Origin of the sequence: Brachyspira pilosicoli (assembly GCF_036997485.1) — a bacterium.
Lineage (GTDB): Bacteria > Spirochaetota > Brachyspiria > Brachyspirales > Brachyspiraceae > Brachyspira > Brachyspira pilosicoli_C.
Genome location: NZ_JAWLPU010000006.1, coordinates 1 through 25,921, shown reverse-complemented (window position 1 = coordinate 25,921; position 25,921 = coordinate 1). Strand labels below are relative to the sequence as shown.

Here is a 25,921-nt window from a genome sequence, read left to right as displayed (position 1 = left end):
TATAAGGAGAGCTCTTTTTATGGAAGAAAAAGATATTCAATCTGTTATAGTAAAAGTTATTAGTGATTTTATGAAAACTGGAACAGCATCTGGGCAAACTACTAATGCATCAGCTGCATCTTCTCAAACAGGTGGATTAAGGGTGTTAAAAAGATCGGTAGCTGATACTGATGCTAATAAACTTAAGTCTGATATTAATAATAATGTTTATATAACTGATATGTTTACTGTTGAAGAGAGTCCTAGGTTAGGCTGCGGTTTGATGGAACTAGATAATACCGATTTCCCTTGGACACTTAATTATGATGAGATGGATGTGGTTCTTGAGGGTACTCTTGTTATCAAAAATCCTGATGGAAGTACTGTTGAAGCTAAACAAGGAGAAGTAATTTTTATTCCAAAAGGTTCTTCTATAGTTTTTAGTACTCCTTTTTATACAAAATTTTTGTATATAGTTTATCCTGCTGACTGGCAAAGTCAATAGTTTACATTGCTAATAAATAAAATAAGGTTCCATAGAAAAGATAAAATATCTTATCTATGGAACTTTTTATTGAAAAATGACGCTTTTTTGAAAATATCTTATTTTATATAAAACAGTTTAGCGCTTTGCTTTATTAAAAAAACTAACTTTAATGTATTAGAAAGATTTTTATGATTATTAAATATAATAATACTCATATTATTTATTTTTAAGCAAAAAAAATACTATATTTTTTATTAAAAAATATAGTATTTTAATAAACTAAAATTTACTTACATAAAAAACTATTTATCAAAGTAAATTAATATGTAATTTTTAATCTATTATATATAAGATTTATTATAATAAAAACTCTTTTTGTAATAGGTTATTATATAAGGTTCCTATATATATTTTTTACATCTTCAAGAGTAGGTTTAACTGGGTTAGTTAACAAACAAACATCTTTTAAAGCATTTGAAGCCATTTCTGATATAGCATTTTCAAATTCGTTTTTATCTACACCATAATCTGTAATTTTTTGATTAATTCCTATAGATTTATTCAATTCCAAGATAATAGATTTCAATACATTACAAGCTTGAAGATCATTGCTGATATTATTTATATCTAATAATGTTACAACTTTAGCATATTTTTTAGCAGCTTCTTTAGATTTTTTAGCGTTGTATTCTATAACATGAGGCATTAGTATAGCATTAGCTCTGCCATGCGGCTGTCTAAATCTGCCTCCAAGGGCATGTGCCATAGCATGTATTAGGCCTAAACCAGCATTATTGAAGGCAATTCCCGCTATACAAGAAACTTCATGCATAGCTATACGTGCATTTACATCACTTCCGTTATTAACAGCTTTAGCAATATTGTTGAAAACTCCAATTATAGCATATTCACTATAAGGCACTGTAAAAGCATTGGCATTAATAGATACATAAGATTCAAAAGCATGCGCCATAACATCCATACCAGTTTCTGCAGTAATCCTAGGAGGCACAGTTAAAGTGAATTGAGAATCCAACAAAGCTATATCAGGCAACATTTCATTAGAAACGATAGGGACTTTCCTATGAGTTTCTTTATCTGTTATAATAGAATATGAAGTAACTTCAGAACCAGTTCCGCTTGTTGTAGGTATTACTATGAATAAAGGCTTATTTGCAGAATTTGATATTCTTTTATTAATTTCTAAAGCAAAATATATTACAGCTTTAGCCGTATCTATTACAGAACCTCCGCCTATAGCTATTATAGTATCAGAATTAAATGTTAAAATTTTATTTAAACATTTAATAACTATTTCAAAACTAGGGTCAGGTTCTATATCAGAAAAAATTTCATAATCAATATTATTTCTTTTCATTAATTCTATCGTAGAATTACATGAGCCTATTTTTAACATATTATTATCTGTAAATATAGAAACACGCTTAGATTTTGATAAATCTAAATTTAATAAAGAGTTGTTTCCAGATATTATTTTAGTGTTTAACATGAATTCCATAATAAGACCTCTATGAATTATTTTTTTCATTAAATATTAAAGTTTTTATCATAATAGGAACAACCATTCCTTCATCTCCTATAGGCAGTCCTATATCTATATAATCTCCATTTTCCACAACAACATTATCAACGCAAATAATAGGGTACTTATCCTTTAATTTAGATTTTAAAGTTATTCCCAAAGATTTGGCCATATCTATTTCTATTACTATTATAATAGGTTTATTATTTTTTATAATAGAATCAAAAGACTCTATTATATTATCGGCTAATTTATTCAATTGGTCAAAAGTAAGTCTTGTATTTCCTATAAATGACAATGCTATAATTTCATCATCATCATACCAATTTATTTTATTTTTTATGCCTTCTAAATGTCCTAATAATAAATCTTCTTCTTCTTTTTTGCTTAATTTTATTATAGGAATATTTTTTAATGGTAACAATTCTTTTATATAATGTATAGTACTTCCGCTTAAATCTACACTATAAGCACCAGCACCCACTACAGTAGCTTGTTGAGTTTCTAATACTTTTAAAAATGAAGATTTAGGTATTAATTGAGATTTATATATAGCATATCCAAGTATAGGACCTATGTCTCCATATTTAAATGGGTCATTTGGTATTGCAGTAGGGGCATTATATATAAAATCAGCCACTCCTCCTGAAAAAGTTAAATAATCAAATTTATCTATATCCCAATCATGGTTGGTGATAAAATATTGAGAAAGAGAAGTTTTAGGTGACAAGAATAATATTTCACATATAGCTTTTTCCATTATTTCACAGAATTTTAATATTTCAGTTATAATAGCCTTTTCACCTATTTTTATATTTAATTTGTAATCATCTATTATTTTTTTTGATTTATCTGTCATTTTGTAGATATTACCATCTTTTACCTCTATCATTCTACCGCCTATATCCAAACAAGTAGTATTTAGAGCGACTCCATTGCTAAAGAATGCTAAATTAGTAGTACCTCCGCCTATATCTAAATTAATAATATTAGCTAATTTGGCTTTAGATAAAGCTGAAGAACCAGAACCTTTAGCAGCTATTATACTTTCTAAATCACTTCCAGCTATGGCAACTACAAAATCACCAGCAAATGAAGATAATTCTTGTAATATTTTATCTGCATTTTTTTTCCTAGCAGTTTCACCTGTAATTATAACTGCACCAGTTTGAACAGATTTTTTATCTATTTTAGCATCTTTATAAACTTTTTCTATTATATTCATAAGCGATGATACATCTATATCACTTGATGATAATAGAGGGGTAAAAAAGACTTCACTTCTATATATGATAGTTTTATCTATAACTTTTATTATAGGGGCTCTTGATATACCTGATAAGTTTTGAATTGTTAATTTACTGAATATGATATTTGTTGTTGTTGTACCTACATCTATTCCAACACTTATTATATTATCCATATATAATACCTCTATAGTAAAATTATATATACATATATTTATATGTCAATATTTTTTTGCAAAAATATTTGTTTAGTAGTGATTATTTTTATAATTTTTTAATATAAAAAGTTGAAATATATATATTTCTTTAGTTATATATGGCTTTACATACATTCTTATAAAAAATTAAGTTGACAATAAAAACTCTTTGTTAATTACATGTTTTTAATTACTAATACGCTTAAATATGTATATATGCAGTAATAATATATACAGGACTTAAAACTTAATTTTTTAAAAAATAAACTTATACGAACAATTATTTTATTAAAAATTATATCCTATTTCAAATTCCCAAGTAAAAGGCTTAGCAACAGAGTATGTTGAAAGTATAGGAGTTTTGTTAAATATGTTTTTAAAATGCATAGAAAATATCAAATGTTCAAACCATATAGAATAAAATGATATATTAAAATCGTGGAATACTTCAGAATACCGTATAGGTCTATAATCTGATAAAGGTCTTGGAGCAGAGTAGGTATAATAAATATTTAATGATAATGAGCTTAATATTTTGTTTCTTGGTATAAAATCATATCCTAATAATGTTGTTACAACATGTTCTGGTAGACCTATTTTAGGCAGTTTATCTTCACCCATATAGGCAAGCTGATAAGAATAGCCTACTTTTGTTTTTATTTTATGGTACTCAGCAAAAGGTATGTCATAACCTATGCTTGAACTAACTATATGCGAAGTTGCTGTATCCACATTTTCAGGCACATTACTGAGCCAAATTATTTTGTTTGTGTAAATGGTGTATGCGTAAGAAGCTTCTATTTTAAGGTTGGTTACAGGTTCTATTGTTAATTTAGTTAGCAATTGATTATAGCTTTCTGGAAGCAATTGAGGATTACTAAATACTCCATAATAAAGATCATTAAAAGTAGGAGCTGTATAATCACTCATATAACCAAAATATAATGCATATCCTTTATAAAAATTTAAATTAAATCCGGCATTATATGCCAAATAATTTTTATTTTTTTGATTTGTAAATATTTCATTTTGATATTCATATTTTATGCTTGGCAGTAGTGTGAATATAGGTGTTCCATTATCCCAATATCCGAAAGAAAGCTGCATTTCATATTTCAAAGAAACTGAATGTCTTTGCGGATAATAATAAAAATTGGTTTCTATTGCATTTGTATCTTCTGTTAATATATCATATCTGTATTCTGGGGTTAATTTATTATACATTGTAATAGTGTTAGGTATAAATTCATCCATCCTTGATAGAGAAGTAGTTAAAGCTACGGCATGTGATTTATAATCTGATACAAATTTACCGTCTTGAAAATATGGTCTGTCTACAAATGAATCAAATAAATATGATAAAATAATATTATAATCTAAAATATCAGAAAATCCATTATATGATACTGAAGATGTAAGGGTAGTAAAAGTAAACCAAGAGTCTGTTTTATTAACAGGCGGGATTTCATATTGTGCTGCAGAGCTTGAATATGATACATTAGCAAATACATTTATAAAGTTTTTATTATTAAATGTATATTTATAATTGGCAGATGAATTGGCAATAAACTGTCTATTATCTCTAAAATTCCCTTGTACTCTATTTCCTGATAGATTAGTAAAATCATAATAATAATTACCGTCGCTATAATATGAATCTGCAGTAAAAGTAAAAATTTGATGTTCATCAATATTTCTAGAGAATAGTATAGAAGGCCTTACAGTATTATACGCACCATAGCCTAATGAAACCAAAAGTATATCTTGAGCAGGAGTTTTTGTAGTTATATATATAGAATTTCCTATTATTTCTATAGATTCTATTAAATTTGATGGTATTCTTCTTAAATCAACACCAGCATCAGCATTTCCTTTAGCAGTGTTCATAAGTACACCATTAACATATATCTTTATATTATCCCCATTAGCTCCCGCAGGGTCAACTACCTCATTACCCATATAAGTACCCTTATTAACGAAGCCGGGCTGATTGGCAAGTACCTCTTGAGCATTTTTATACCCCATTCTATCTATTTCTTCGGAAGTTATGATACGGCTGTTTGATTTGATAGGAGTTTTAGGAAGAGATGTTTGTTTATTTTGATTTGTTTGAGTGTTGTTTGTTATCTCTACTTGAGAAGTAACCCAAATACCGCCTTTAAGCTCTCTTATAAGGTAAGTTTGTGTATATAAAAAATTTGTAAATATAAATAATGTCAAGATATATTTTTTCATACTACTAATTCTTCTAAATTTTTATTTATGTATTTTGCTTTTTAGAGTTTTATATAACCAAAAGGCCACCAATATTTAACCCAATCGCTAGTTTTTTCATCTGGTATTACATTAGCATCACTTCCTCCGCCATACCAAGCCTGTTCAACACCTTCTTCATCTATTATAATAAGTCTGTAACGTATTAACATGCCGACACCTGTTTTATTATCCCAATATATTCCAGCTATATAGTTTTTTCCGCTATATTTGCATACTATACATCTTTTAAAAACTGTTCTGGCACTTGCGCCATTATCCCATTTTGTTTCATAATAGTTCGCATCATCTTTAAATTCGCCTGTTATTGTAGTATATGTAGAAGTTGCATATATGGTTTTATTTTTAACCATGTTCTTCCATAGTTCTTCAATTTTTTGCTGAGTTATTTCTCCTGTAAAAGATTGATTGCCATAATAAACAGTTCCATTATATCCATTCCCTATTTCTACACCTGATACGTTTTCTTTGTCTATAGTTTCTGTTGTTTCTTGTCTTGGGTCTGTTGCTGATTTCTCAGTACATGAAATGGATACTGCCAATATTATTAATATAGTAATTAAAGGTTTGATTATATTTTTCATACTAATTCCTTTTTATTTATTGTATACTGTATAATTATTATAAGAAGCAAATGCTCCGCTTCCTATTGTAAAAGTATTTGTTGCTTCGTCTAAATTCTCAGTATATTTTTTATCAGCTAATGAAGCTTCAGAAAGTTCTACACTGTTTTCTGTTAAATTTTTAAATGCTATTGCATAATACTTTCCTGCTAAACTGAAATCTAACATATTAAATGTATATCTGCCGTACAGAATGCCTTCAGTTTCAGATATCCAGCCTATTGCTTCTATAGCCATAGTGTATTTCATATCTCCGCCATATACACTGCCGTATAAAATAAGACTTCCTTGATAAACATTTTCAGCATCTTTATATTGAAATATTCCTGACGTTCCTTGCCATATTTTTTGCAGCAATTTGTAATTAGTTTTATCTTTCCAATTTGTCATATCCATAACAACATCTTTATTTTGATTATCTGGATTATTTGGGTTTGTGCATGAAATAGATGATAATAGCATTACTACTGCTAATATATATAAAAAATTTTTTCTCATAAGAAATTCCTATATTTTATTTATTTCCAGTATATGGAACACAAGCTGTATATTCTGAAAATGAGCCTTTTTCTGTGGTGAATATTTCTTTTGCCTGTTCTAATGAATCTGCAACCCAAATATTATTTACATAATCAGCTGCTCCTGATATAGATATTGTTGAAGCAGTTAAATTTTTAAAAGCAACCGCATAATATTTTCCTACAGAACTCGGGTCCCAACTTTTTGTATACTGTCCATACATCATACCTTCTGTGTCTGAAGTCCATACTATTTCTTCTACAGTCATAGAATATGAAACTATACCATAACCTCCGCCGTATGTAAAAAATTCTACTCCTTTATCTCCATTATCTTTTATTTCATAAATTTCACCAGTCCAAGCCACATCTGTACCCTGCCATATATTAGCTAAAGTTTTGAAGTTAAGATTTTCTTTCCAAGAAGGAGTTACTATTTGATTATTATTGTTTTGTTCATTCGGGTTATTTGGATTATTATTAGCACAGGATATTGACAATATTAATACAGTTAAAAGTGTTAGTAAAATTTTGATTTGCTTTTGCATAACAATGCTCCTTTATATAAATAAAAAATAAAAAGCTATTTAATAATAAAGGAGTGCATGATTGATAGTGCACTCGACTAATTTTAATGGTATCCGACTTTGCTAATTCTTATATGAATTAAGCTTTACGGTTGCGTGCCAGCGAAGGATTTTCACCTTCATTCCCATTTTTAATAATTATATATAATATATTTTTTATATCAATCAATTTTATAAATAAACTTAAAAATGGTATTTTATATTTTATTGAATATACACTGTATAACTATTGTAAGTTTTAAATGCATTGCTTTCTATTCTAAAAGTATTAGTTGCTTCTTCTAAAGTTTCTGTGTATTTTTTATCAGCTAATGAAGCTTCAGAAAAATCTACACTGCTTTCAGTTAAATTTTTGAATGCTATTGCATAATATTTGTTAAGTAAAGTATAATCAGAGATGTATTTATATTTGCCGTACATAATGCCTTCAGTATCAGATATCCATCCTATTGCCTCTATAACCATATTATAATTCATACCATTTACATTTGGATATGTATTATATGAATTAAGAGCCGCTGTATTATTAGCATCTGCATATTTGAATACCTTTGACATTGTTGCTGCTGCTTCTGTTTTCCATACTTGTTGTAATAATTTATAATTTGCTTTTTCTTTCCAATTTGTTGTATCCATGATAATTTGCTTATTCTCATTATCTGGATTATTTGGATTTGTACATGAAATAAATAATAGAATTGCTAATATTGATAAAAATTGTTTTTTCATAATAAGCTTCCTATATACTAAACATTTATTATATAAAACTTTTATTATAATTTTTATAATTTAACAGTAAAAGGAACGGCTATTAACCGCTCCTTTATATATATTTAGTATTTAATTAGATTAATTTATTTTTATATATCCAAAGAAAAAATTATATTTACTCCAAGATGTAGGTACAGTATTAGGATCGTTATTGCCATTTCCCCAAAATGCTTGCTCTTCTCCATTCTCAGTTATATAAATTAAACGCCATAAATTTCCAAAATAAGAACCTTCATCGTAATAAACAGCACCTATATATTCTTTTCCATTGTCTGTAACATTTGTAACGAATTTAAATCTCGTTCTAACTGTATCAGGATAATTAGCTTTGTCATAATAATTAGCTTCAGCATCAGTATATCCTGTAATTGTTGTAAGAGCAGCTTCTTTATATATAGTTTGATTTGTAAAAGTGTTCATCCAATTAGTTTTAAAATAGTCTGCTTTATTTTGATTTGTCCAGTCTAAATTTAAAATAGCTTCATCTGCTACAAATCTATATCCGCGACTTCCAACACCTGGGCTTATCACTATTTGTTGATTATTTTGGTCAGTTGGATCAGTTGGGCTAGCACATGATACTGCCAAGGCTAAAGACATTAATAGAGTTAATAAGATTTTGATTTGTTTTTGCATAAATAATGCTCCTTTATTTAAATTAAAAATTAATAGCAATTTAATAAAGGAGTGCATGGTTGATAGTGCACTCGCCTGTTTGAATGGTATCCGACTTCGTTAATTTTATAAAAATTAAACTTTACGGTTGCGTGCCAGCGAAGGAATCTCACCTTCATTCCCATTTTTACATGTGATAATTATATATAATATATTTTTTATATCAATTAAATTTTATAAATAAAATAAAAAAATATTACATAATTTAAAAAAATTATTATTTTTGCATAAAAAATGGTAACATAATAGTTGTTTATATATATAAATTAAAAATAATATAAAAACTACTGTAGGTGCTTTTATAAATAATATTTTTATTTGTAGATAAAAATTGCAGTTTTTTGTGTTTAATAATATTGTTGCCTATAAAAAAGGACGGTTCTTAACCGCCCTTTTATGTATTTTAATAGTTTTGTATATATCCTAAAGCAAAACTATATTTAATCCATTGAGTATTTTCATTTGGTATAACAGCTTCATCGTTTCCGCCGCCATACCACCCATCTTCAGTGCCTTTATCATCAAAGATTATTAGACGGAATGAACTAGGCATACCAGGATTTTTATTATCCCAATATATTGCCGCAAGATATTTTTTATTATTATACTCATATACTGCACATTCTATAAATTTAGTTCTGATATTTACTTCGTCAGTGCTGTCATAGTAATTAGCATTATTGTCAAACTTCCCTGTTATAACATTATAATTATTTGCTTTATAAACAGTTTGTCCCCCCGCTAAACCAATCCATAAATTTTTTAGTTTAGCCTTATCAGTTACATCAATTTCAGAAGTTTTACTGCCATATTGTATAGTATGTACTCCTGAAGTTATAGCTTTTATTGATGATGTATTATTATTATCAGGATTTGTAGAAGGATTAGAACATGATATTATTAATAAAAATATTATAATTAATAAATATGATTTTTTTACTGTCATAATAAACCTCTAAAAAGTCTAATTTATTTTACAGAAGTACAATCAGAGTAATAACTAAAATAACCATTTGCTTCAGTGAATTTTGAAATAGCTTCTTTTAAATTTTCAGCAGAAAAATCATAAATTCCCCACTCCGTATTAGGGTCAGTTCCTATTTGCTTACTTGCTCCGCAAATTTTTATAGTTGTTGCAGTTAAATCTTTAAATGAAACAGCATACCATTTTCCAATTACTGAATTATCATCATTAACTGTGTATTGTCCATATATTATACCCGCAGTTTCACTAACCCAAGAAATATATTTTATATCAAAAGAATAGCTTACTGTATTATCATATAAATTATCAAATTTATTATCTGTAATAATATATTGAGTAATTCCAAAACTTGTGTCATTATCTTGCCACTTTTGTTTTAATGTAGTAAAATTAGGATTATTTACCCATTCGTTATCTGGTGGGATATTTGGATTTTCTGTTGGGTCATTAGGGCTTGAACATGATATTGCTAAGGTTAATATCATTAGTAATAACGTTAATAAAATTTTAATTCTTTTTTGCATAAATAATGCTCCTTTTGTTTATTTTAATTTTTAAAAGCTGTTTAATAAAAGAGTGCAATTTTTAGATAGTGCACTCATCTGTATGAAATACTATCTGATTGCGTTAATTTTTTATATGAATTAACCTTTAATATTGTTTTATAACGAAAGAGTTTTTTTATCCTCATTCATTTATTCATTAAAAATATATTTTTATAAAAATATTATAAATTATTATGTTTTTATATCAAGTAATTTTATAAATGAAATTAAAAAATAAATTTTTTAAAATTACTATGCATTTTTAATAAATATTTTTATTAATTATCATAATCTTATTGTGTATTTATCTTTTGTTTATAAAAAAAATAAAAAATATTGCATTTTTCATGAAAAATATGTGGTTTTAGTCTTGCAATAACTATATTTATGTAGTATATTATATTTATTAATAATTAATACTAATAAGGAGTAATTAAGATGTCAGATAAAAAATTAACAACAGAATTCGGTGCCCCAGTAGAAAACAATCAACATTCTATGACAGCAGGTGCAAGAGGACCTATGCTGCTTCAAGATGTATGGTTTATGGAAAAGATGGCACATTTTGATAGAGAAGTTATACCAGAAAGAAGAATGCACGCTAAAGGTTCTGGGGCTTATGGTACATTTACGGTTACTCATGATATAACAAAATATACTAAAGCAAAAATATTCTCTGAAGTTGGAAAGAAAACAGATTTATTTGTAAGATTTTCTACTGTTGCTGGAGAGAGAGGGGCTGCTGATGCTGAGAGAGATATAAGAGGATTTGCTATTAAGTTCTACACTGAAGAAGGAAACTGGGACTTGGTAGGAAACAATACTCCTGTATTTTATTTTAGAGACCCTTTGAAATTCCCAGACTTGAACCATGCTGTAAAAAGAGATCCAAAAACTAATATGAGAAGTGCTCAAAATAAATGGGATTTTTTAACTTCACTTCCTGAAGCTATTCACCAAATAACTATAGATATGAGCGATAGAGGTATACCTTATAGTTATAGGCATATGCATGGATTTAGCAGTCATGCTTATAGCTTTATAAACAAAGAAGGTAAAAGATATTGGGTAAAATTCCATTTTAAAACTCAGCAAGGAATTAAAAACCTTACAGATGAAGAAGCTGCAGCAATAATAGCAAAAGACAGAGAAAGCTCTCAAAAAGATTTGTTTGAAGCTATAGAGAGAGGCGACTTCCCTAAATGGAACATGAAAATTCAAATAATGACTGAAGAACAAGCAAATGCAAGCAAAAGAAACCCGTTTGACTTAACAAAAACTTGGTCACAAAAAGAATATCCTTTAATTGATGTTGGTGTTTTAGAATTAAATAGAAACCCTGAAAACTATTTTGCAGAAGTAGAGCAATCAGCATTTAGTCCTTCTACAATAGTTCCGGGCATTGGATTCTCACCAGACAGAATGCTTCAAGGAAGATTATTCTCATACACTGACACTCAAAGATATAGATTAGGTGTTAATTATGCAAGCATACCAGTAAATGCTCCTAAGTTTAAACCTAACACTTATCACAGAGATGGATATATGAGAGTAGAGTCTAATGGTTCTAAAGTTGAATATGAGCCAAACTCACAAGGCGAATGGAAAGAGCAAAGAGAATATGCTGAACCGCCTTTGAAGATTTACGGCGATGCTTATAGATATGACCATAGAGAAGATGATGATGATTATTACACTGATGCAAGAGCTTTATTTAATCTTATGACAGATGCACAAAAACAAGTGTTGTTTGAAAATACAGCAAGAGATATGAATGGTGTTACTAAAGAAGTACAATTAAGGCATATTAAAAACTGTATGAATGTTGATAAAGCTTATGGACTTGGAGTTGCTAAAGCATTAGGTTTTAATGAGAATGATATAAAATAAACAACTAAATAACAATCTCCATAAATAATACGATAATAGTCAATCGATTTTTTCGGTTGGCTATTATTTTTTATAATATGATTAATATTCCTATTAAAGATAGATTTTGTGTTTCGATTATTTTTTTTAATATTTACCAAGTATTTTATTTAAGTTTTATAAGTTTTTTTTGTATAAAAACAACAATAATAAGTTGACAGAATGAAAGCAGTTTTATATATTTATATAATTATATTAACAAATATTATGATTTTATTTATATAAATTTATTTTAGGAGTTATGTAAAATGATTAGCATTATTGAAAATGATAAGAAAAGAAAATTATTCTTTTTAAACACCATCTCGTCATCTTTGGTATTAATGGTGCATGAGGATAATTATGTATTTATGCCATATTGGGGAGCAAAAATAGAGGCAAGCAGCATAGATTATATTATTGATGGAATAACTGAAGCTAATTATATGGCAGATACTGACAACAGAAAAAAATTCCAACTTGAAGTAATACCTCAAATATATCCTTCTTACGGCTATACAGATTTAAAAGAACCAGCATTCCATTTTGTGCATAAAGATGGTTCAAGAATAACAGACTTGCGTTATAAATCACATAACATATATAAAACTAAAAAGAAATTAGAAGGACTTCCAACAGTATTATCAGATGAGCATAGTGAAGTATTAGAATTAGTTTTATTTGATGAATTAAAAAAAATTGAAGTAATAATTACTTTAGCTGTATTTGAAAAATATAACGCTATAACAAAATCAGTAAAAGTAATAAATAAAAATGAAACAGATTCTTTATACATAGAAAAAATAATGTCAGCAAATATAGACCTTCAGGAATCAAATTTTGAATTGCTTCATTTAGCTGGTTCTTGGGGAAGAGAATGCCATATTAAAAGAAGAAGATTAGAGCAGGGAATGCAGTCTATAGGAAGTGCGAGAGGGGCATCAGGACATGGTCAAAATCCGTTTGCTGCTTTAATATCTCCTAATACTGATGAAAATAATGGAGAAGTATATGCTATGAATTTCGTATACAGCGGAAATTTCAAAGCAAGTGCTGAAGTAGATATGCATTTAAATACCAGATTTCAAATAGGTATAAATGATTTTGATTTCGGCTGGACATTAATGCCTAATGAAGAGTTCCAAACTCCTGAAGCTGTGCTTGTGTATACAAACAAAGGTTTAGGAGATATGTCAAGAACTTTCCACAAACTTTATCAGGATTGTTTAATGTCAAAAAAATATGCTTATAAAGAGCGTCCTATTTTGATAAACAGTTGGGAATCTAACTATTTTGATTTTAATAAAGAGAGTCTTTTAAAATTGGCTAAAGAGGCTAAAAATATAGGAGCTGAATTATTTGTATTAGATGATGGTTGGTTTGGAAAAAGAGATGATGATAAAAGTTCTTTGGGCGATTGGATACCTAATGAAAAAAAACTTGGTGGAAGTTTATCTTCTTTGATAGATGACATAAACAAAAGCGGATTAAGTTTTGGATTATGGTTTGAACCTGAAATGATATCTCCTGATAGTGATTTATTTAGAAAACACCCAGAGTGGGCTATTCAAGTTAAAGGCAGAAAAATAGAGACTTCAAGATATCAGTATGTATTAGATTTAAGCAATCCTGAAGTATGCGATTATATAATAAACTTTATGACTGACATTTTATCTAAAAATAATATTTCTTATGTTAAATGGGATATGAATAGAAATATTACAAATTTAGGTTCATCTTATCTAAAACCTGAAAAACAAAAAGAACAGGCTCATAGATATATGTTAGGTCTTTATGGTGTATTAGAAAAAGTAGTCAATGCATTTCCTAATGTATTATTTGAAAGTTGTGCAGGCGGCGGCGGAAGATGCGATGCGGGTATGCTTTATTATATGCCTCAGGTTTGGACAAGTGATGATACTGATGCTATAGAAAGACTTGCTATACAATATGGAGCTTCTTTAATTTATCCTTCAATATCTTTAGCTTGTCATATTTCTGATATACCTAATCATCAAACACATAGAAAAGAAAGAATAGAAACAAGAGCAAATGTTGCTATGTGGGGTAATTTGGGATTAGAATTAAACTTAAATAAAATAAGTGAAGAAGACAGAAAAATTATATCAGAAAAATTAGAAGTTTATAAAAGCATAAGAAGCACTGTTCAGTTTGGAAGTCTTTACAGATTAAAAGGTTTAGATGCTGGAAATGAATATGCTTGGCTTCATAAGAGCATTGATGAAAAAACTATAGTTGTAAATTATGTTCAAATAAATGTAATTCCTAATTTATTAACAAAGCGTTTGCGTTTACAGGCATTAGACTCTAAAGCTAAATATAAAGTAAATGACTCTGATAAAATATACACTGGAGAAGAGTTAATGAATATTGGTCTTGTGCTTGGAGAGATAGTGGAAGATGCTATAGCTATTCAATGGATAATAAAAAAGATTGATTAATTTTTATTGACAAAAATAATAGTATCAAGCAATTAACATAATATAATTAACATAATAATGCTTGATACTATTTTTTTTGTTTATATTTTTTTGATTTATTGCAAGATAAAAAATTTTTTTAACAAATACTGTTTGATAAAAAATTATATTTCAATATTTTTTAAAAATTCGTGAATAAAATTATCAATAAAAATTTTTTATAAAAAAGCTATTATTGTAAAATAAAACCTCATAATTAATGAAACTCTTCATTTATATTATTAAAAATTTTAAAAAATAAAATTTGAAAAATAATAATAAATTTATTTTTTTGTATTGACATAATTGTTATTTTACTATATAAGACTTGTGTCAATTCAAGAGCTGTTCTTTTTGAATTTGGCAATTAAAACTATTTAGGAGTAAATCAATATTATGAAAAAGATTTTGATTTTCTTAAGTCTCGTGAGCATGATCATGCTTACTTCTTGCGGCGGCGGCGCCTCTAGTTCTACTGATATCGTTATAACAGGTTCTTCTTCAGTTTCCCCTCTAATGTTCAAATTAGCTGAAAAATTTGAAGAAGTTAATTCTAACTATACTGTAACAGTAGAAACATCAGATTCAACTATTGGAGTTCAGGACACTATAAACGGCAACAACAATATAGGTATGGCTTCAAGAAATTTGAAAGAAGATGAGTTACCAAGTTTAGATGCTTATTTATTGTGTCAAGATGGTATAGTAATCATCGCTAATAAAGATGCTGACATTGCTCAGATAAGCGAAGAAGAATTATACAACCTTTACATGAACAATACTGCTATAGGAAGTGTAACTAAATCTATTTCAAGAGAAGACGGTTCTGGTACAAGAAGTGCTTTTACAGACTTAACTTCTATCGGCAAAGAAAATCCATTACCTGCAACTGTTGAAATATTAGATGGAACAGGAAAGGTAAAGACATCAGTAATGAGTGATGCTTCAAAGATTGGATATATTTCTTTGGGTTCTATTGATGATACAATAAAGCCTTTAGCATATAAAGCAAAAGGACAAAATGAATACGTTCAAGCATCAGTAGAAAATATTAAAAGTGATGCTTACAAGCTATACCGTCCTTTCTATATATTCACTAAAAAGGGTGTAGAACTTGATGAAGGAACTAAGGCGTTCTTAGACTTCATTAATAGTGAAGCAGGGAAAGCGGTCATAAATGAAAATGGCTATGTAGCTAACTAATTTGAAATGAATAAGTCGATGTACAATATTTTTTGTATATCGGCTTTTTTTATTTCTAAGTAATTTTTAAGGACATTTATTTTGAGTAAGAATATTAATAAATATAAGTTTAATGAAATAATAGATAATATAATGAGATATATATTTTTTATATGTTCTATATTTTCAGTTATAGTTGTATTTTCAATATGTATTTTTATATTTATCTATAGTGTGCCAATATTTAAAGAGGTTGGATTTTTTAAATTTGTTTTTGGAATGAATTGGTCGCCTTCAACAAAGGATTTTGGAATATTGCCTATGATTGTAGGCTCTTTATATATCACAATTCTTTCTGTATTTCTTGGAGGAGGATTTGGTTTTTTTACAGCAGTTTATATATCAATGTTTGCTCCAAAGAATATAAGAACAATATTATCTCAGGTAATAGATTTGCTTGCTGGTATTCCATCTATTGTTTACGGATTTTTTGGAATGGTGGTATTAGTGCCTTTCTTAAAAAACTTCTCTCCAAACAATGTAGGTGATGGAGTGTTAGCGAGTTCTATAATACTTGCTATAATGATACTTCCTACTATAACATCAATTACAAGATACAATTTAGAGGCTGTTTATAAGTATTATTATGATGGTGCAAGGGCTTTGGGAAATACTCATTCACAAGCTATTTTTGGTGTTATAGTAAAGGCTGCAAAGTCGGGTATATTTTCTGCTATAGTACTTGGTATGGGTAGGGCTATTGGGGAAACTATGGCTGTTATGATGGTGGCAGGTAATGCTCCTTTTATACCTAAAGATTTATTCTCATATTTTAGAACTATGACTATTAATATAGCATTAGAGATGGGATATGCAACAGGCAATCACAGGTCAGCATTAATTGCAACTGCTTTTGTGCTGCTAATATTTATACTTATAATCAATATAGTGCTTTCTATTCTAAAAAGAAATAATTTGTATTTTTCATTTTCTTTTTCTAATCTTTTTAGAAAAAATAAAGAGCTTAAAACAAATATAAATGATTTTTCTTTTAAGAAGTTTGACATGAAAATGAGTACTATAAAAGCTAATATTTTAGAATATATTTCTGTGTTTGCTTCTATTGTATCTACACTGCTTTTAGTTTTTATAGTATTATTTATACTTATTAGAGGACTTCCTCATATAACATTAAATTTACTTTTTGGAGAAAGCAACAATTCACAAATGACGCTTTTGCCTGCAATAGTTTCTACTTCTATGATGCTTTTTATGTCTTTAATAATAGCTATTCCATTAGGAGTATTTGCTGCTATTTATTTAACAGAATATTCAAAAGCAAAGAGTCAGTTAATATCTATAATAAGAATATTTACAGACAGTTTATCAGGAATACCTTCAATAGTGTTTGGGCTTTTTGGTATGTTGGTATTTGCTAATTTGTTTGGCATGGGAAGAAGCATATTAGCGGGTTCTCTCACATTAGTGTTAATAATACTTCCTTCTATAATAAGACAAACAGAAGAAACATTGCTATCAATTCCACCAAGTTTAAGAGAGGGTAGTTTAGCATTAGGGGCTTCAAAGGTGAGAACAATATTTAAGATAGTTTTGCCTTGCGGTTTCTCTGGAATAATGACTTCTGTTATTTTAAGTATTGGTAGGATAGTTGGAGAGAGTGCTGCTTTAATATATACTGCAGGTGCGGTTAGGTATATGCCTAAGGGTTATTTTAGTGCGGGAAGTTCTTTTTCTGTTATGATGTGGATGTTTTCAAGCGAGGGGCTTTACATTAATCAAACGTTCGCTACCGCAAGCATTTTGCTTATAATGGTTATACTTCTTAATGCTTCATTATTTTTAGTGAATACAAAATTAAAAAAAGATTATTAAATTTCTAAGAGGATTAAATATATATGGCTAATGAATTAAATAATACACTAACCTTCAATTTTGATACTGATATAGCTATTAAAGTTAGAGATTTAGATTTATATTATGAATCTTTTCAGGCTTTAAAAAAGATAAATATTGATATAAACAAAAACAGCGTAACAGCTTTTATAGGTCCTTCTGGCTGCGGAAAATCTACTCTTTTAAAAACATTTAATAGAATGAATGATTTAATTCCAAACTGCAAAATAGAAGGGGATATAGAAATAGCTGGAGTTAATATATATAATAAAAATGTTAATGTATCATATTTGAGAAAAAATGTAGGAATGGTTTTTCAGAAATCTAATCTTTTTGCTATGAGTGTTTATGACAATATTGCTTATGGACCAAGGACTTTTGGAATAAAAAAGAAATCTGAGTTAGATGAGATAGTTGAATATAGTTTAACAAAGGCAGCTGTTTGGGACGACATAAAAGACAGACTTAATAAAAATGCTTTAGGGCTTTCTGGAGGTCAGCAGCAGAGATTATGCATTGCGAGGGCTTTATCGGTTAATCCTAAAATACTTCTCATGGACGAGCCTACAAGTGCATTAGACCCAATAAGCACTGGTAAAATTGAAGACCTTGTTGATGAGCTTAAAAATGAATACACTATAGTAATAGTTACTCATAATATGCAGCAGGCTATGAGGGTTTCTGATAAAACGGCTTTCTTTTTGTTTGGTGAGATTATAGAATATAGAGATACTGAAGATATATTTTCTAAACCACAAGACCAAAGAACAGAGAGATACATCACTGGAAGATTTGGTTGATTTTTATTGTTTATTATTTTTAATAAAAAACGGAGTTAAAAAAATGAAAAAATTTGAAGAAGAATTAAATAAATTAACAGAATATGTTGTTGAAGCAGGAGATATGATAATAGAGGCTTTAAGAAACTCTACAAAAGCTTTAACAAATGGTGATATTGAATTAGCAAATCAAGTTATAGAAAATGACAGAAATATAAATAGAATATCTTACAGAATAGAAAGCTCATCATTAAAAATGCTATTATTAGAGCACCCAGTGGCAACAGATTTAAGAATAGTTTCATCAGCATTAAAAATAGCTACGGATTTAGAGAGAATAGGGGACCAGGCTAAAGATATATGCGATTTACTTAGATTTTTATTAGAAGGAAATGTATATAAAAATAATATTGAAACTATAATAGAGATGTCTAATATTATTGATGAGATGATTAATAATTGTCTTAAGGCATTTAAAGAGAAAAATGGAGAATTATCTAAGAGTGTTATAGAGAGAGATGATTATGTGGATAAATTATTCTACAAGATGCGTGATGCTATGGTTAATTTAATAAAGAGCGGCACTGAGAATGCAGATCAGGCTATATATTTGATGATGATAGCTAAGTATTTTGAGAAGATGGGAGACCACGCTGAAAATATAGCTAAGTGGGTTTATTATTACAGCACAGGAGACAGAGTTAAGTAATATAATTATATTTTAAGTGATAGTTGAGAAAAAAGGTATATGCTAGATATACCTTTTTGTTTTTTTAATATATATATTAAAATTTCACCCACCGTGAAAAGTTTTTTACTCTTAATGAGATGCTTTAGAAAATAATTTTATTTTTTGATGAAATATTCACAGCGGTGGGGTAAGTACACCAAAAATATCTAAAATATAAGATTTTAAAATAACTCTGTATATTACTCATTATTTGTAAGTTTTGTCTATTACTTTTTTATACGGCATTAATATATATTGATTCATTTTGCCTCTCATCTTCTTTTGTACGCTTGGAATAGACATTAAATATCCTGCTAATTTCATCTGAAGCATTCTTCCTCTTTGTTTTTGAGGAAAATCATATATATTATGTTTTTTATAATATTTATGATCAGCTTTCATTATTCCTTGCATAATATATATTAAATCTCTAAATATTTTCATTCCGCCTATGCCGTAAAAATTTTTTGGACGTGAGCATTTGTTTATTATAGCATAATTCATAGTGTGAGAGAGTTTTTTTAATTCTTCTAAAGTGTTGTTTTTATTATCGTTTGCAACATAAGTTAAAAAATTCCCTCCAACTTCACATCGAGCTTCAATGAGCGTTTGTAAATTATATTCTTTTTCATAATCACCCGCTACAATGTAACCAACAGGCATACCCTCTGTAACCATTCTATGACCATTGCAAAATTGTCTATCTTCATAAATCTTAAAACTTGAATGCGTATAATGATTTTCTATAGTAAAAGCATAAATAATAGCATTAGCCTTTTGTATCTCTCTTCTTAGAAACTCATCAAATCCATCTTTATAAACACATTTACCCGTAATAGCACATCCGAAACAACCCATACATCCGCCATGAAATTTATACTCTCTAATGTTTATCTCTCTTGTGTTGTAATTAAACATAGCCTTAAAATCTTCTATCATATTTCTTAAATTAGTGTCATCTTTAGCACAGTTTGTAACTATAACAACATCTTTATTCTCATCTTTAATAGATGTAGTTTCAACTTGTTTTTTATAAATATTAATATTATTTTTTTCTTTATTATTATTAGAGTTTATGTATATATTGTTTTTGGCAGAAAATATTAAATAATTAAAAAACTCTATAGCTTCTTTCTGACCTTTCTTTGTAAGCAAGTCGTCCATATCAGCAGAAAACCCTTTGAGGTATTTAAGATTCAAATCTAAACAATTTTCTTCTACAAACTTATGAGCTGTTGTATCATAAAAGTGTTTTGATGTTGATACTTGTGTGGCATATTTTTGAGATAAGTCAATATTCTTTTCTTTTAATAATTCTATAAATCTATGCAGTTGATATGGCACTAAAAAAGTATAAACAGGGTAGGCAAATATTATTATATCTGCTTTATTTATTTCTTTTTCTACTTCATCAAAGTTTTTTTCGTAGTATCTTATTTTTTGAGCGGCATTTAAAAAAGAGAAATTATGATTTGTAAAAGCTTTCTCTAAAAAAAGCAATGTTTGTAAAGTAATGCTGCCGTTTCCTTTGGGGCTTCCATTTATAACTAAAATATTCACTTATAATACTCCCTATTTTTTCTTTTTATTCTTATATTAGAGAGTATTATATTTTATTAAATGAAAATTACAATATTAGTATCTCCATATACCCCAAATATCTATTCCAGCACCAAAGGCATTATTAATTTCAAAATCTTTGTCTTTACGCATTAAACCCTGACCATCAGCATAAGCAGTAAGACCGAATGTAAGGTTCTCTATTAATGTAACTTGCAATTCTCCCTCTATACCATAATAAAGTTTATATAAACCAGTAGTTTTATAAATATTTCCTTCAAACATAAGTCTTGGCATAATATAATAATATAAAGCTCCGAGTTTAGATTCAAATTTAGCAGGAAGCATTACATAAAAACGCATACTGTCTGTAGCACGCTCTCCGTCTTCATTGTATAAATAATTGAATAACATATCTTCAGCATAAGCAGCATCAATAGTAGCCCATCTGCTCTTTATACCATAATAGAAAGCAAGTTTTATAGGCAAACTTATCTGTACAGGAGCACTGTCAAATCTTGAAAGCATGACAGTACCGTATAAACTTCCTCCTATCACCATAGGAGCAACTGAGGTATCTGTTATATTATTTGTAATTGAAGATAATTGTATTCCATAATGTAATGATATAGTAAACTCATCTAATAATCCGCCTCTAAAAAGAAATGTGAATTTAGGAGTTGTGCTTATGGCTAATTTGGCGCCGTAACGGCTTCCATCAGCAACACCAAAAGATACAGGGAGTGATAATCTGTATTTATCCGTTGCTAAGCCAAAAGATGCTGAGTGGGTGGATATTATAGGGGCATTTTTTTCATTTAAATTATTGTATAAATTAAATTGATATCCTATACCGAATATACCATAACTTAAACCAATAAAACCTTTAGGAGCTATTGCAAAGTTTTGCTCTCCTTGAGAGTTTGTGATTGTGTTGTCAAACATATATCTTAAATCTAATATAGAAACACCAAGTTTAAAAGGCGTATTATGATTCATAAGCGGTGAAAAATTATAAATTGTGCTTACTCTATCACTACCTGCTCTTGTAGAGTTTACCCCATCTATAAGGTTGTGCATATTATCTTTATCTAACATATCATCAATTGCAAATGCATTAATACTTAAAATAAATAGTAGTGCTGTAATAATTTTTTTCATATTTTATATCCGCTCTCTCATTTTAAATTATATAGTAGTTTATAATATAAGATTTTTTTTTTCAAGCCTATGACAATTTTATTTTGTGTTTTGTCAGAATTATTAAAACTGCTTATAATTTTAACGTTTTGATATCTTAATAAAATTACAATAGTATTAAACATATTCATTGTTATAAATAAATATTTTTTGATAATTGACTTTTTTGTGTAATAATGTTATGATATTGAAAAGCCGATTTAATTGGTAAACTTTTCCATAATAGCAAAATGTTCTTTAAAGATATTTTTTTATAAATTATCTTAAATAAAAAGACATTGTTACTTAAATATTAGTAATCAAAGCATTATGATTTTTTTAATATAGTAATAGTTTAGAAATTTATGGATATAGGGTGCCTTAATCGGTACTCTATTTTATTTTAAAGGATATGCTTATGTCATTACCAGCTATGAAAGACCTCTTAGAGGCAGGAGTTCATTTCGGACATCAAACTAGAAAATGGAACCCTAAAATGAAACCTTTTATTTTTCAGGAGAGAAATGATATACACATCATTGACCTAATGAAAACTTTAACTTATGTAAAAAAAGCTTATGATGCTGTTAAAGAAATGTCAAGAAACGGCGGAAATATACTTTTTGTAGGTACTAAAAAACAAGCTTCACAAAGTATAAAAGAAGCTGCTGAAAAATGCGATATGTATTATGTTAATAATCGTTGGTTGGGCGGTATGCTTACTAACTTCGCTACTATCAAAAAAAGTATTGCTAGACTTAAAAGAATAGAAAAAGAAGAGGTTGATGGTACTTTTGATAAATTGCCTAAAAAAGAAGTAATACTCCTTCTTAAAGAAAAAGATAAATTAGAAAAGAACTTTGCAGGCATTAAAGATATGGAAAACTTACCAGATATGATATTTGTAATAGACCCTATGCAAGAACATATTGCTGTAAGTGAAGCAAGAAAATTAGGAATACCTGTAGTTGCTGTAGTAGATACTAACTGTAACCCAGAACTTATAGATTATCCTATACCTGGAAACGATGATGCTATTAGAGCTATAAGTTTATTTGCAGGTGTTATATCTTCTGCTATTATAGACGGACAAAATGAAGCTGGAAAAGAAACTTTAGCTAAACATGAATCTACTGGCGAGATTGCTGAAGAGGTTTATGATAATAGTGCTACTGAAGCTGCTGAAGCTATCGCTGAACAGTATGGTGTTTCTGACCAAGACGACCAAGACTAAAAAATAAAAAAATTAAATAAAGGATAAAAAAATGGCAAATATTAGTATGGATACTATTAAAGAGCTTAGAGAGCGTACTGGTATAGGTATTATGGAATGTAAAAAAGCTCTTCAAGAAGCTGATGGTGATATGGATAAGGCTATTCGCCTATTAAAAGAAAAAGGTACAGCTGTTGCTGCTAAAAAAAGCGAACGTACAGTTAAAGAAGGTTCTATAGGTTTTTGTGTTAATGATGATAAAACTCAAATTGCTTGTATAGAGCTTCAATGCGAAACTGACTTCGTTGCTAAAAATGAATTGTTTGTTAATTTAGCTAAAAGCATTGCTAAAACTGCTATGACAGTTGATAATGCTACTGTTGATACTCTTCTAAATACTAAAGGTGAGAATGGCGAAACTATTCAAGCTATGATAAACGAAGGTATGCAAAAATGGGGAGAGAAAACAGTACTTGCAGAAGTAAAAGTTATGAAGACAGATGGTTTCTTTGGAAGCTATGTCCATTTCAATAATAAACTTGTTACTATCGTTGAGTTTGATGTTAAGCCTAAAGGAAAATGTTTAGAGATAGCAAATCAAATAGCTATGCATGTTGCTAGTGAAAAACCTTTAGCTTTAAACAGAGAAGGAATTGACCCTAATGCTGTTAATGAGCAAAAAGAAATATTTGAAAAACAGGTAAGAGATGCCGGCAAACCAGAAAATATGGTAGCAAAAATAGTTGAAGGTAAAATGAACTCTTGGTATTCTGAAAGTGTTCTTATAGACCAAAAATTATTTACAGACAATAAAATATCTATCAAAAGTTTAATAGATGAAATATCTAAAGAGGCTGGTGCTGCTGCTTCTATCAAAAATTTTGCTATAATTTCACTTGGTGTTTGATTTTAATTAAAACAAATAATAAAAGAGGCTTTTATATAAGCCTCTTTTTTATGTCTATAATATAAATTAAATAGCTTCTTTTCTATGTAGAAATTTTAGTATAATATAAAGTAAATTTATAAACTTTTAATAATTAGGAGCTTTAGAAGTAATTTTTACATCATGTACATGGCTTTCAGCAAGCCCTTGATTTGTAATTTTAAGAAATATTGCTTTTTTCTGTAATTCTTCTATAGTTTTAGCACCAATATAGCCCATACCAGCACGTATACCGCCAGTAATCTGATAAACAACATCAGCAACATGTCCCTTATATTCGGTAACACCCTCTATGCCTTCAGGCACAAACTTAGATTTATTTACAACCTCGCTTTGAAAATATCTGTCTTTACTTCCGTGAAGCATAGCTCCCACAGAACCCATTCCCCTATAAGGTTTATATTTTTTGCCGTCTATTATAATAACATCACCTGGAGCCTCATAAGTAGAAGAGAAAAGCCCCCCTGCCATAACAGCGTCAGCTCCTATAGCAAAAGCTTTTACTATATCTCCAGAATATTTTATACCTCCATCAGCAATAGCTCCAACATTGTTTTGTTTAGCTACCTCGGAAGCATCTTCTATAGCGGTAAGCTGCGGCACTCCAACACCTGCAATAATTCTTGTAGTACATATAGAACCAGCACCAATACCAATCTTTATAGCATCAACTCCCGCATCAATTAAAGCTTTAGCCCCTTCTTTTGTGGCAATATTTCCAGCTATAACCTCCACTTGAGAATATTTCTTTTTAATATCTGCTATGGCATTTAATACATTTTTTGAATGTCCATGTGCTGTATCTATTACTATTATGTCTACGCCGGCTTCTATCAACTTTTCTGTTCTTTCATATCTATCTTCTGATATTCCTATGGCAGCAGCAGCAATTAAAGAACCTTTTTCATTGATGCTTGCTTTTTGTTTGTCTTGTATATTATTAAAACTTTTTACAATTTCTACTTCTTTAGCCTGCTGTTCTAAAGGCATGTTTTTATGTATAACACCCAAACCTCCGCATAAAGCCATTGCTATTGCCATTTGAGATTCTGTTACAGTATCCATAGGGGAGCTTATTAATGGAGTTTTTAGTGTAATTTTTTTGGTTAATTTTCTCTCTAAAGACACATCTTTTGGAAGTATATCAGATTCTTGCGGTATTAATAATACATCATCAAAGGTTAGAGCTTCTTTTAAGTTAGCTGGCATAATAGAAATCCTTAAATAAAAAATCAATAAATAATTATATAATAAAAATATTTTTATTGCAATTGTTTTTTAAGTATATTTTGTTAGAAAATATGTATTGATATAAACTGAAATTGAAAAGAAATCAAATGTATTATAAAATAAATAATGGCATTATAATTTATTTTTATAAAAAATTTAGTTACAGAACTATTTTACATCTTTTTAGAAATAATTAAAATAATGAATATGAAATTAGATAAAAAATAAGACTAGAATATTAATTATTCCAGTCTTATTTTTATTAATTATTGTTCTACTAAAATATTTTTTTCAGTATTTTTATCAAATATATGAAGTTTGCTTAAATCAAAATGCATAAATGCATGCTGATCTCTGGTGTAATCATCG

General features: G+C 28.6%; 22 protein-coding genes and 2 riboswitches. Of the genes, 9 read left to right on the top strand and 13 right to left on the bottom strand.

Annotated elements, in window-relative coordinates; translation table 11 throughout:
* Window positions 1–19: 19 nt before the first annotated feature.
* Entirely contained in the window at window positions 20–484 is a 465-nt protein-coding gene (locus R4I97_RS11805) for a cupin domain-containing protein (protein WP_335785234.1), read from the top strand.
* A gap of 370 nt (window positions 485–854) precedes the next feature.
* Here the strand turns inward: R4I97_RS11805 and R4I97_RS11800 are convergent, their stop codons facing one another.
* From R4I97_RS11800 to R4I97_RS11755, 10 genes are all read right to left on the bottom strand, one after another.
* Window positions 855–1,985 carry a 1-propanol dehydrogenase PduQ gene (locus R4I97_RS11800; protein ID WP_335785233.1) on the bottom strand — a complete coding sequence of 377 codons (1,131 nt, stop codon included), beginning with the start codon at window positions 1,983–1,985 and terminating at the stop codon, window positions 855–857.
* A 10-nt stretch (window positions 1,986–1,995) separates the two neighbouring features.
* Complete coding sequence (locus tag R4I97_RS11795) at window positions 1,996–3,432, bottom strand: ethanolamine ammonia-lyase reactivating factor EutA (RefSeq protein WP_335785232.1); 1,437 nt, start codon at window positions 3,430–3,432, stop codon at window positions 1,996–1,998.
* Between the two features lie 309 nt (window positions 3,433–3,741).
* Window positions 3,742–5,688, bottom strand: a complete 1,947-nt coding sequence (locus R4I97_RS11790) for a TonB-dependent receptor plug domain-containing protein (RefSeq protein ID WP_335785231.1) — start codon at window positions 5,686–5,688, stop codon at window positions 3,742–3,744.
* Between the two features lie 41 nt (window positions 5,689–5,729).
* Window positions 5,730–6,311: a hypothetical protein gene (locus tag R4I97_RS11785; RefSeq protein WP_335785230.1), complete on the bottom strand. Its 582-nt coding sequence runs from the start codon at window positions 6,309–6,311 to the stop codon at window positions 5,730–5,732.
* A gap of 12 nt (window positions 6,312–6,323) precedes the next feature.
* Window positions 6,324–6,848: a hypothetical protein gene (locus tag R4I97_RS11780; RefSeq protein ID WP_335785229.1), complete on the bottom strand. Its 525-nt coding sequence runs from the start codon at window positions 6,846–6,848 to the stop codon at window positions 6,324–6,326.
* A gap of 16 nt (window positions 6,849–6,864) precedes the next feature.
* Window positions 6,865–7,416, bottom strand: a complete 552-nt coding sequence (locus R4I97_RS11775; RefSeq protein ID WP_335785228.1) for a hypothetical protein — start codon at window positions 7,414–7,416, stop codon at window positions 6,865–6,867.
* A 66-nt stretch (window positions 7,417–7,482) separates the two neighbouring features.
* A riboswitch (cobalamin riboswitch) is annotated at window positions 7,483–7,618 on the bottom strand.
* 41 nt (window positions 7,619–7,659) lie between these two features.
* Entirely contained in the window at window positions 7,660–8,184 is a 525-nt protein-coding gene (locus tag R4I97_RS11770; RefSeq protein WP_335785227.1) for a hypothetical protein, read from the bottom strand.
* Between the two features lie 120 nt (window positions 8,185–8,304).
* Window positions 8,305–8,862, bottom strand: a complete 558-nt coding sequence (locus R4I97_RS11765; protein ID WP_335785226.1) for a hypothetical protein — start codon at window positions 8,860–8,862, stop codon at window positions 8,305–8,307.
* A 63-nt stretch (window positions 8,863–8,925) separates the two neighbouring features.
* Window positions 8,926–9,061: riboswitch (cobalamin riboswitch) on the bottom strand.
* A gap of 243 nt (window positions 9,062–9,304) precedes the next feature.
* Complete coding sequence (locus R4I97_RS11760; protein ID WP_335785225.1) at window positions 9,305–9,847, bottom strand: hypothetical protein; 543 nt, start codon at window positions 9,845–9,847, stop codon at window positions 9,305–9,307.
* 23 nt (window positions 9,848–9,870) lie between these two features.
* Window positions 9,871–10,410 (bottom strand): hypothetical protein, encoded by a 540-nt coding sequence (locus tag R4I97_RS11755; protein ID WP_335785224.1) that lies wholly within the window; start codon window positions 10,408–10,410, stop codon window positions 9,871–9,873.
* A gap of 459 nt (window positions 10,411–10,869) precedes the next feature.
* Between R4I97_RS11755 and R4I97_RS11750 the strand changes: the two genes are divergently transcribed.
* The 6 genes from R4I97_RS11750 to phoU all read left to right on the top strand — a co-directional run bounded on the left by R4I97_RS11750 (window position 10,870) and on the right by phoU (window position 19,403).
* The gene (locus tag R4I97_RS11750; RefSeq protein ID WP_335785223.1) at window positions 10,870–12,321 is read left to right on the top strand and encodes a catalase; all 1,452 of its coding nucleotides are present in this window, start codon (window positions 10,870–10,872) and stop codon (window positions 12,319–12,321) included.
* 287 nt (window positions 12,322–12,608) lie between these two features.
* The gene (locus tag R4I97_RS11745) at window positions 12,609–14,801 is read left to right on the top strand and encodes an alpha-galactosidase (protein WP_335785222.1); all 2,193 of its coding nucleotides are present in this window, start codon (window positions 12,609–12,611) and stop codon (window positions 14,799–14,801) included.
* Between the two features lie 414 nt (window positions 14,802–15,215).
* Window positions 15,216–16,022 (top strand): substrate-binding domain-containing protein, encoded by an 807-nt coding sequence (locus R4I97_RS11740; protein ID WP_335785221.1) that lies wholly within the window; start codon window positions 15,216–15,218, stop codon window positions 16,020–16,022.
* Window positions 16,023–16,103: 81 nt separating this feature from the next.
* Window positions 16,104–17,894 carry a phosphate ABC transporter permease subunit PstC gene (pstC, locus tag R4I97_RS11735; RefSeq protein ID WP_335785220.1) on the top strand — a complete coding sequence of 597 codons (1,791 nt, stop codon included), beginning with the start codon at window positions 16,104–16,106 and terminating at the stop codon, window positions 17,892–17,894.
* 23 nt (window positions 17,895–17,917) lie between these two features.
* Window positions 17,918–18,715: a phosphate ABC transporter ATP-binding protein PstB gene (gene pstB / locus R4I97_RS11730; RefSeq protein WP_335785219.1), complete on the top strand. Its 798-nt coding sequence runs from the start codon at window positions 17,918–17,920 to the stop codon at window positions 18,713–18,715.
* 43 nt (window positions 18,716–18,758) lie between these two features.
* Complete coding sequence (gene phoU / locus R4I97_RS11725) at window positions 18,759–19,403, top strand: phosphate signaling complex protein PhoU (RefSeq protein ID WP_219708348.1); 645 nt, start codon at window positions 18,759–18,761, stop codon at window positions 19,401–19,403.
* 228 nt (window positions 19,404–19,631) lie between these two features.
* Here phoU and R4I97_RS11720 read toward each other — a convergent pair whose 3' ends face one another.
* The gene (locus tag R4I97_RS11720) at window positions 19,632–20,984 is read right to left on the bottom strand and encodes an NAD(P)H-dependent oxidoreductase (protein WP_335785218.1); all 1,353 of its coding nucleotides are present in this window, start codon (window positions 20,982–20,984) and stop codon (window positions 19,632–19,634) included.
* A gap of 75 nt (window positions 20,985–21,059) precedes the next feature.
* Window positions 21,060–22,145 (bottom strand): cell surface protein, encoded by a 1,086-nt coding sequence (locus tag R4I97_RS11715; RefSeq protein WP_335785217.1) that lies wholly within the window; start codon window positions 22,143–22,145, stop codon window positions 21,060–21,062.
* A gap of 436 nt (window positions 22,146–22,581) precedes the next feature.
* On the opposite strand from R4I97_RS11715, the gene rpsB reads away from it, so the two are divergent.
* Complete coding sequence (rpsB, locus tag R4I97_RS11710) at window positions 22,582–23,397, top strand: 30S ribosomal protein S2 (RefSeq protein WP_014936132.1); 816 nt, start codon at window positions 22,582–22,584, stop codon at window positions 23,395–23,397.
* Between the two features lie 31 nt (window positions 23,398–23,428).
* Window positions 23,429–24,283 (top strand): translation elongation factor Ts, encoded by an 855-nt coding sequence (gene tsf / locus R4I97_RS11705; protein ID WP_013243206.1) that lies wholly within the window; start codon window positions 23,429–23,431, stop codon window positions 24,281–24,283.
* A gap of 126 nt (window positions 24,284–24,409) precedes the next feature.
* On the opposite strand, the gene guaB is transcribed toward tsf, so the two are convergent.
* Window positions 24,410–25,531, bottom strand: a complete 1,122-nt coding sequence (gene guaB, locus R4I97_RS11700) for an IMP dehydrogenase (RefSeq protein ID WP_335785216.1) — start codon at window positions 25,529–25,531, stop codon at window positions 24,410–24,412.
* Window positions 25,532–25,921: the final 390 nt, after the last annotated feature.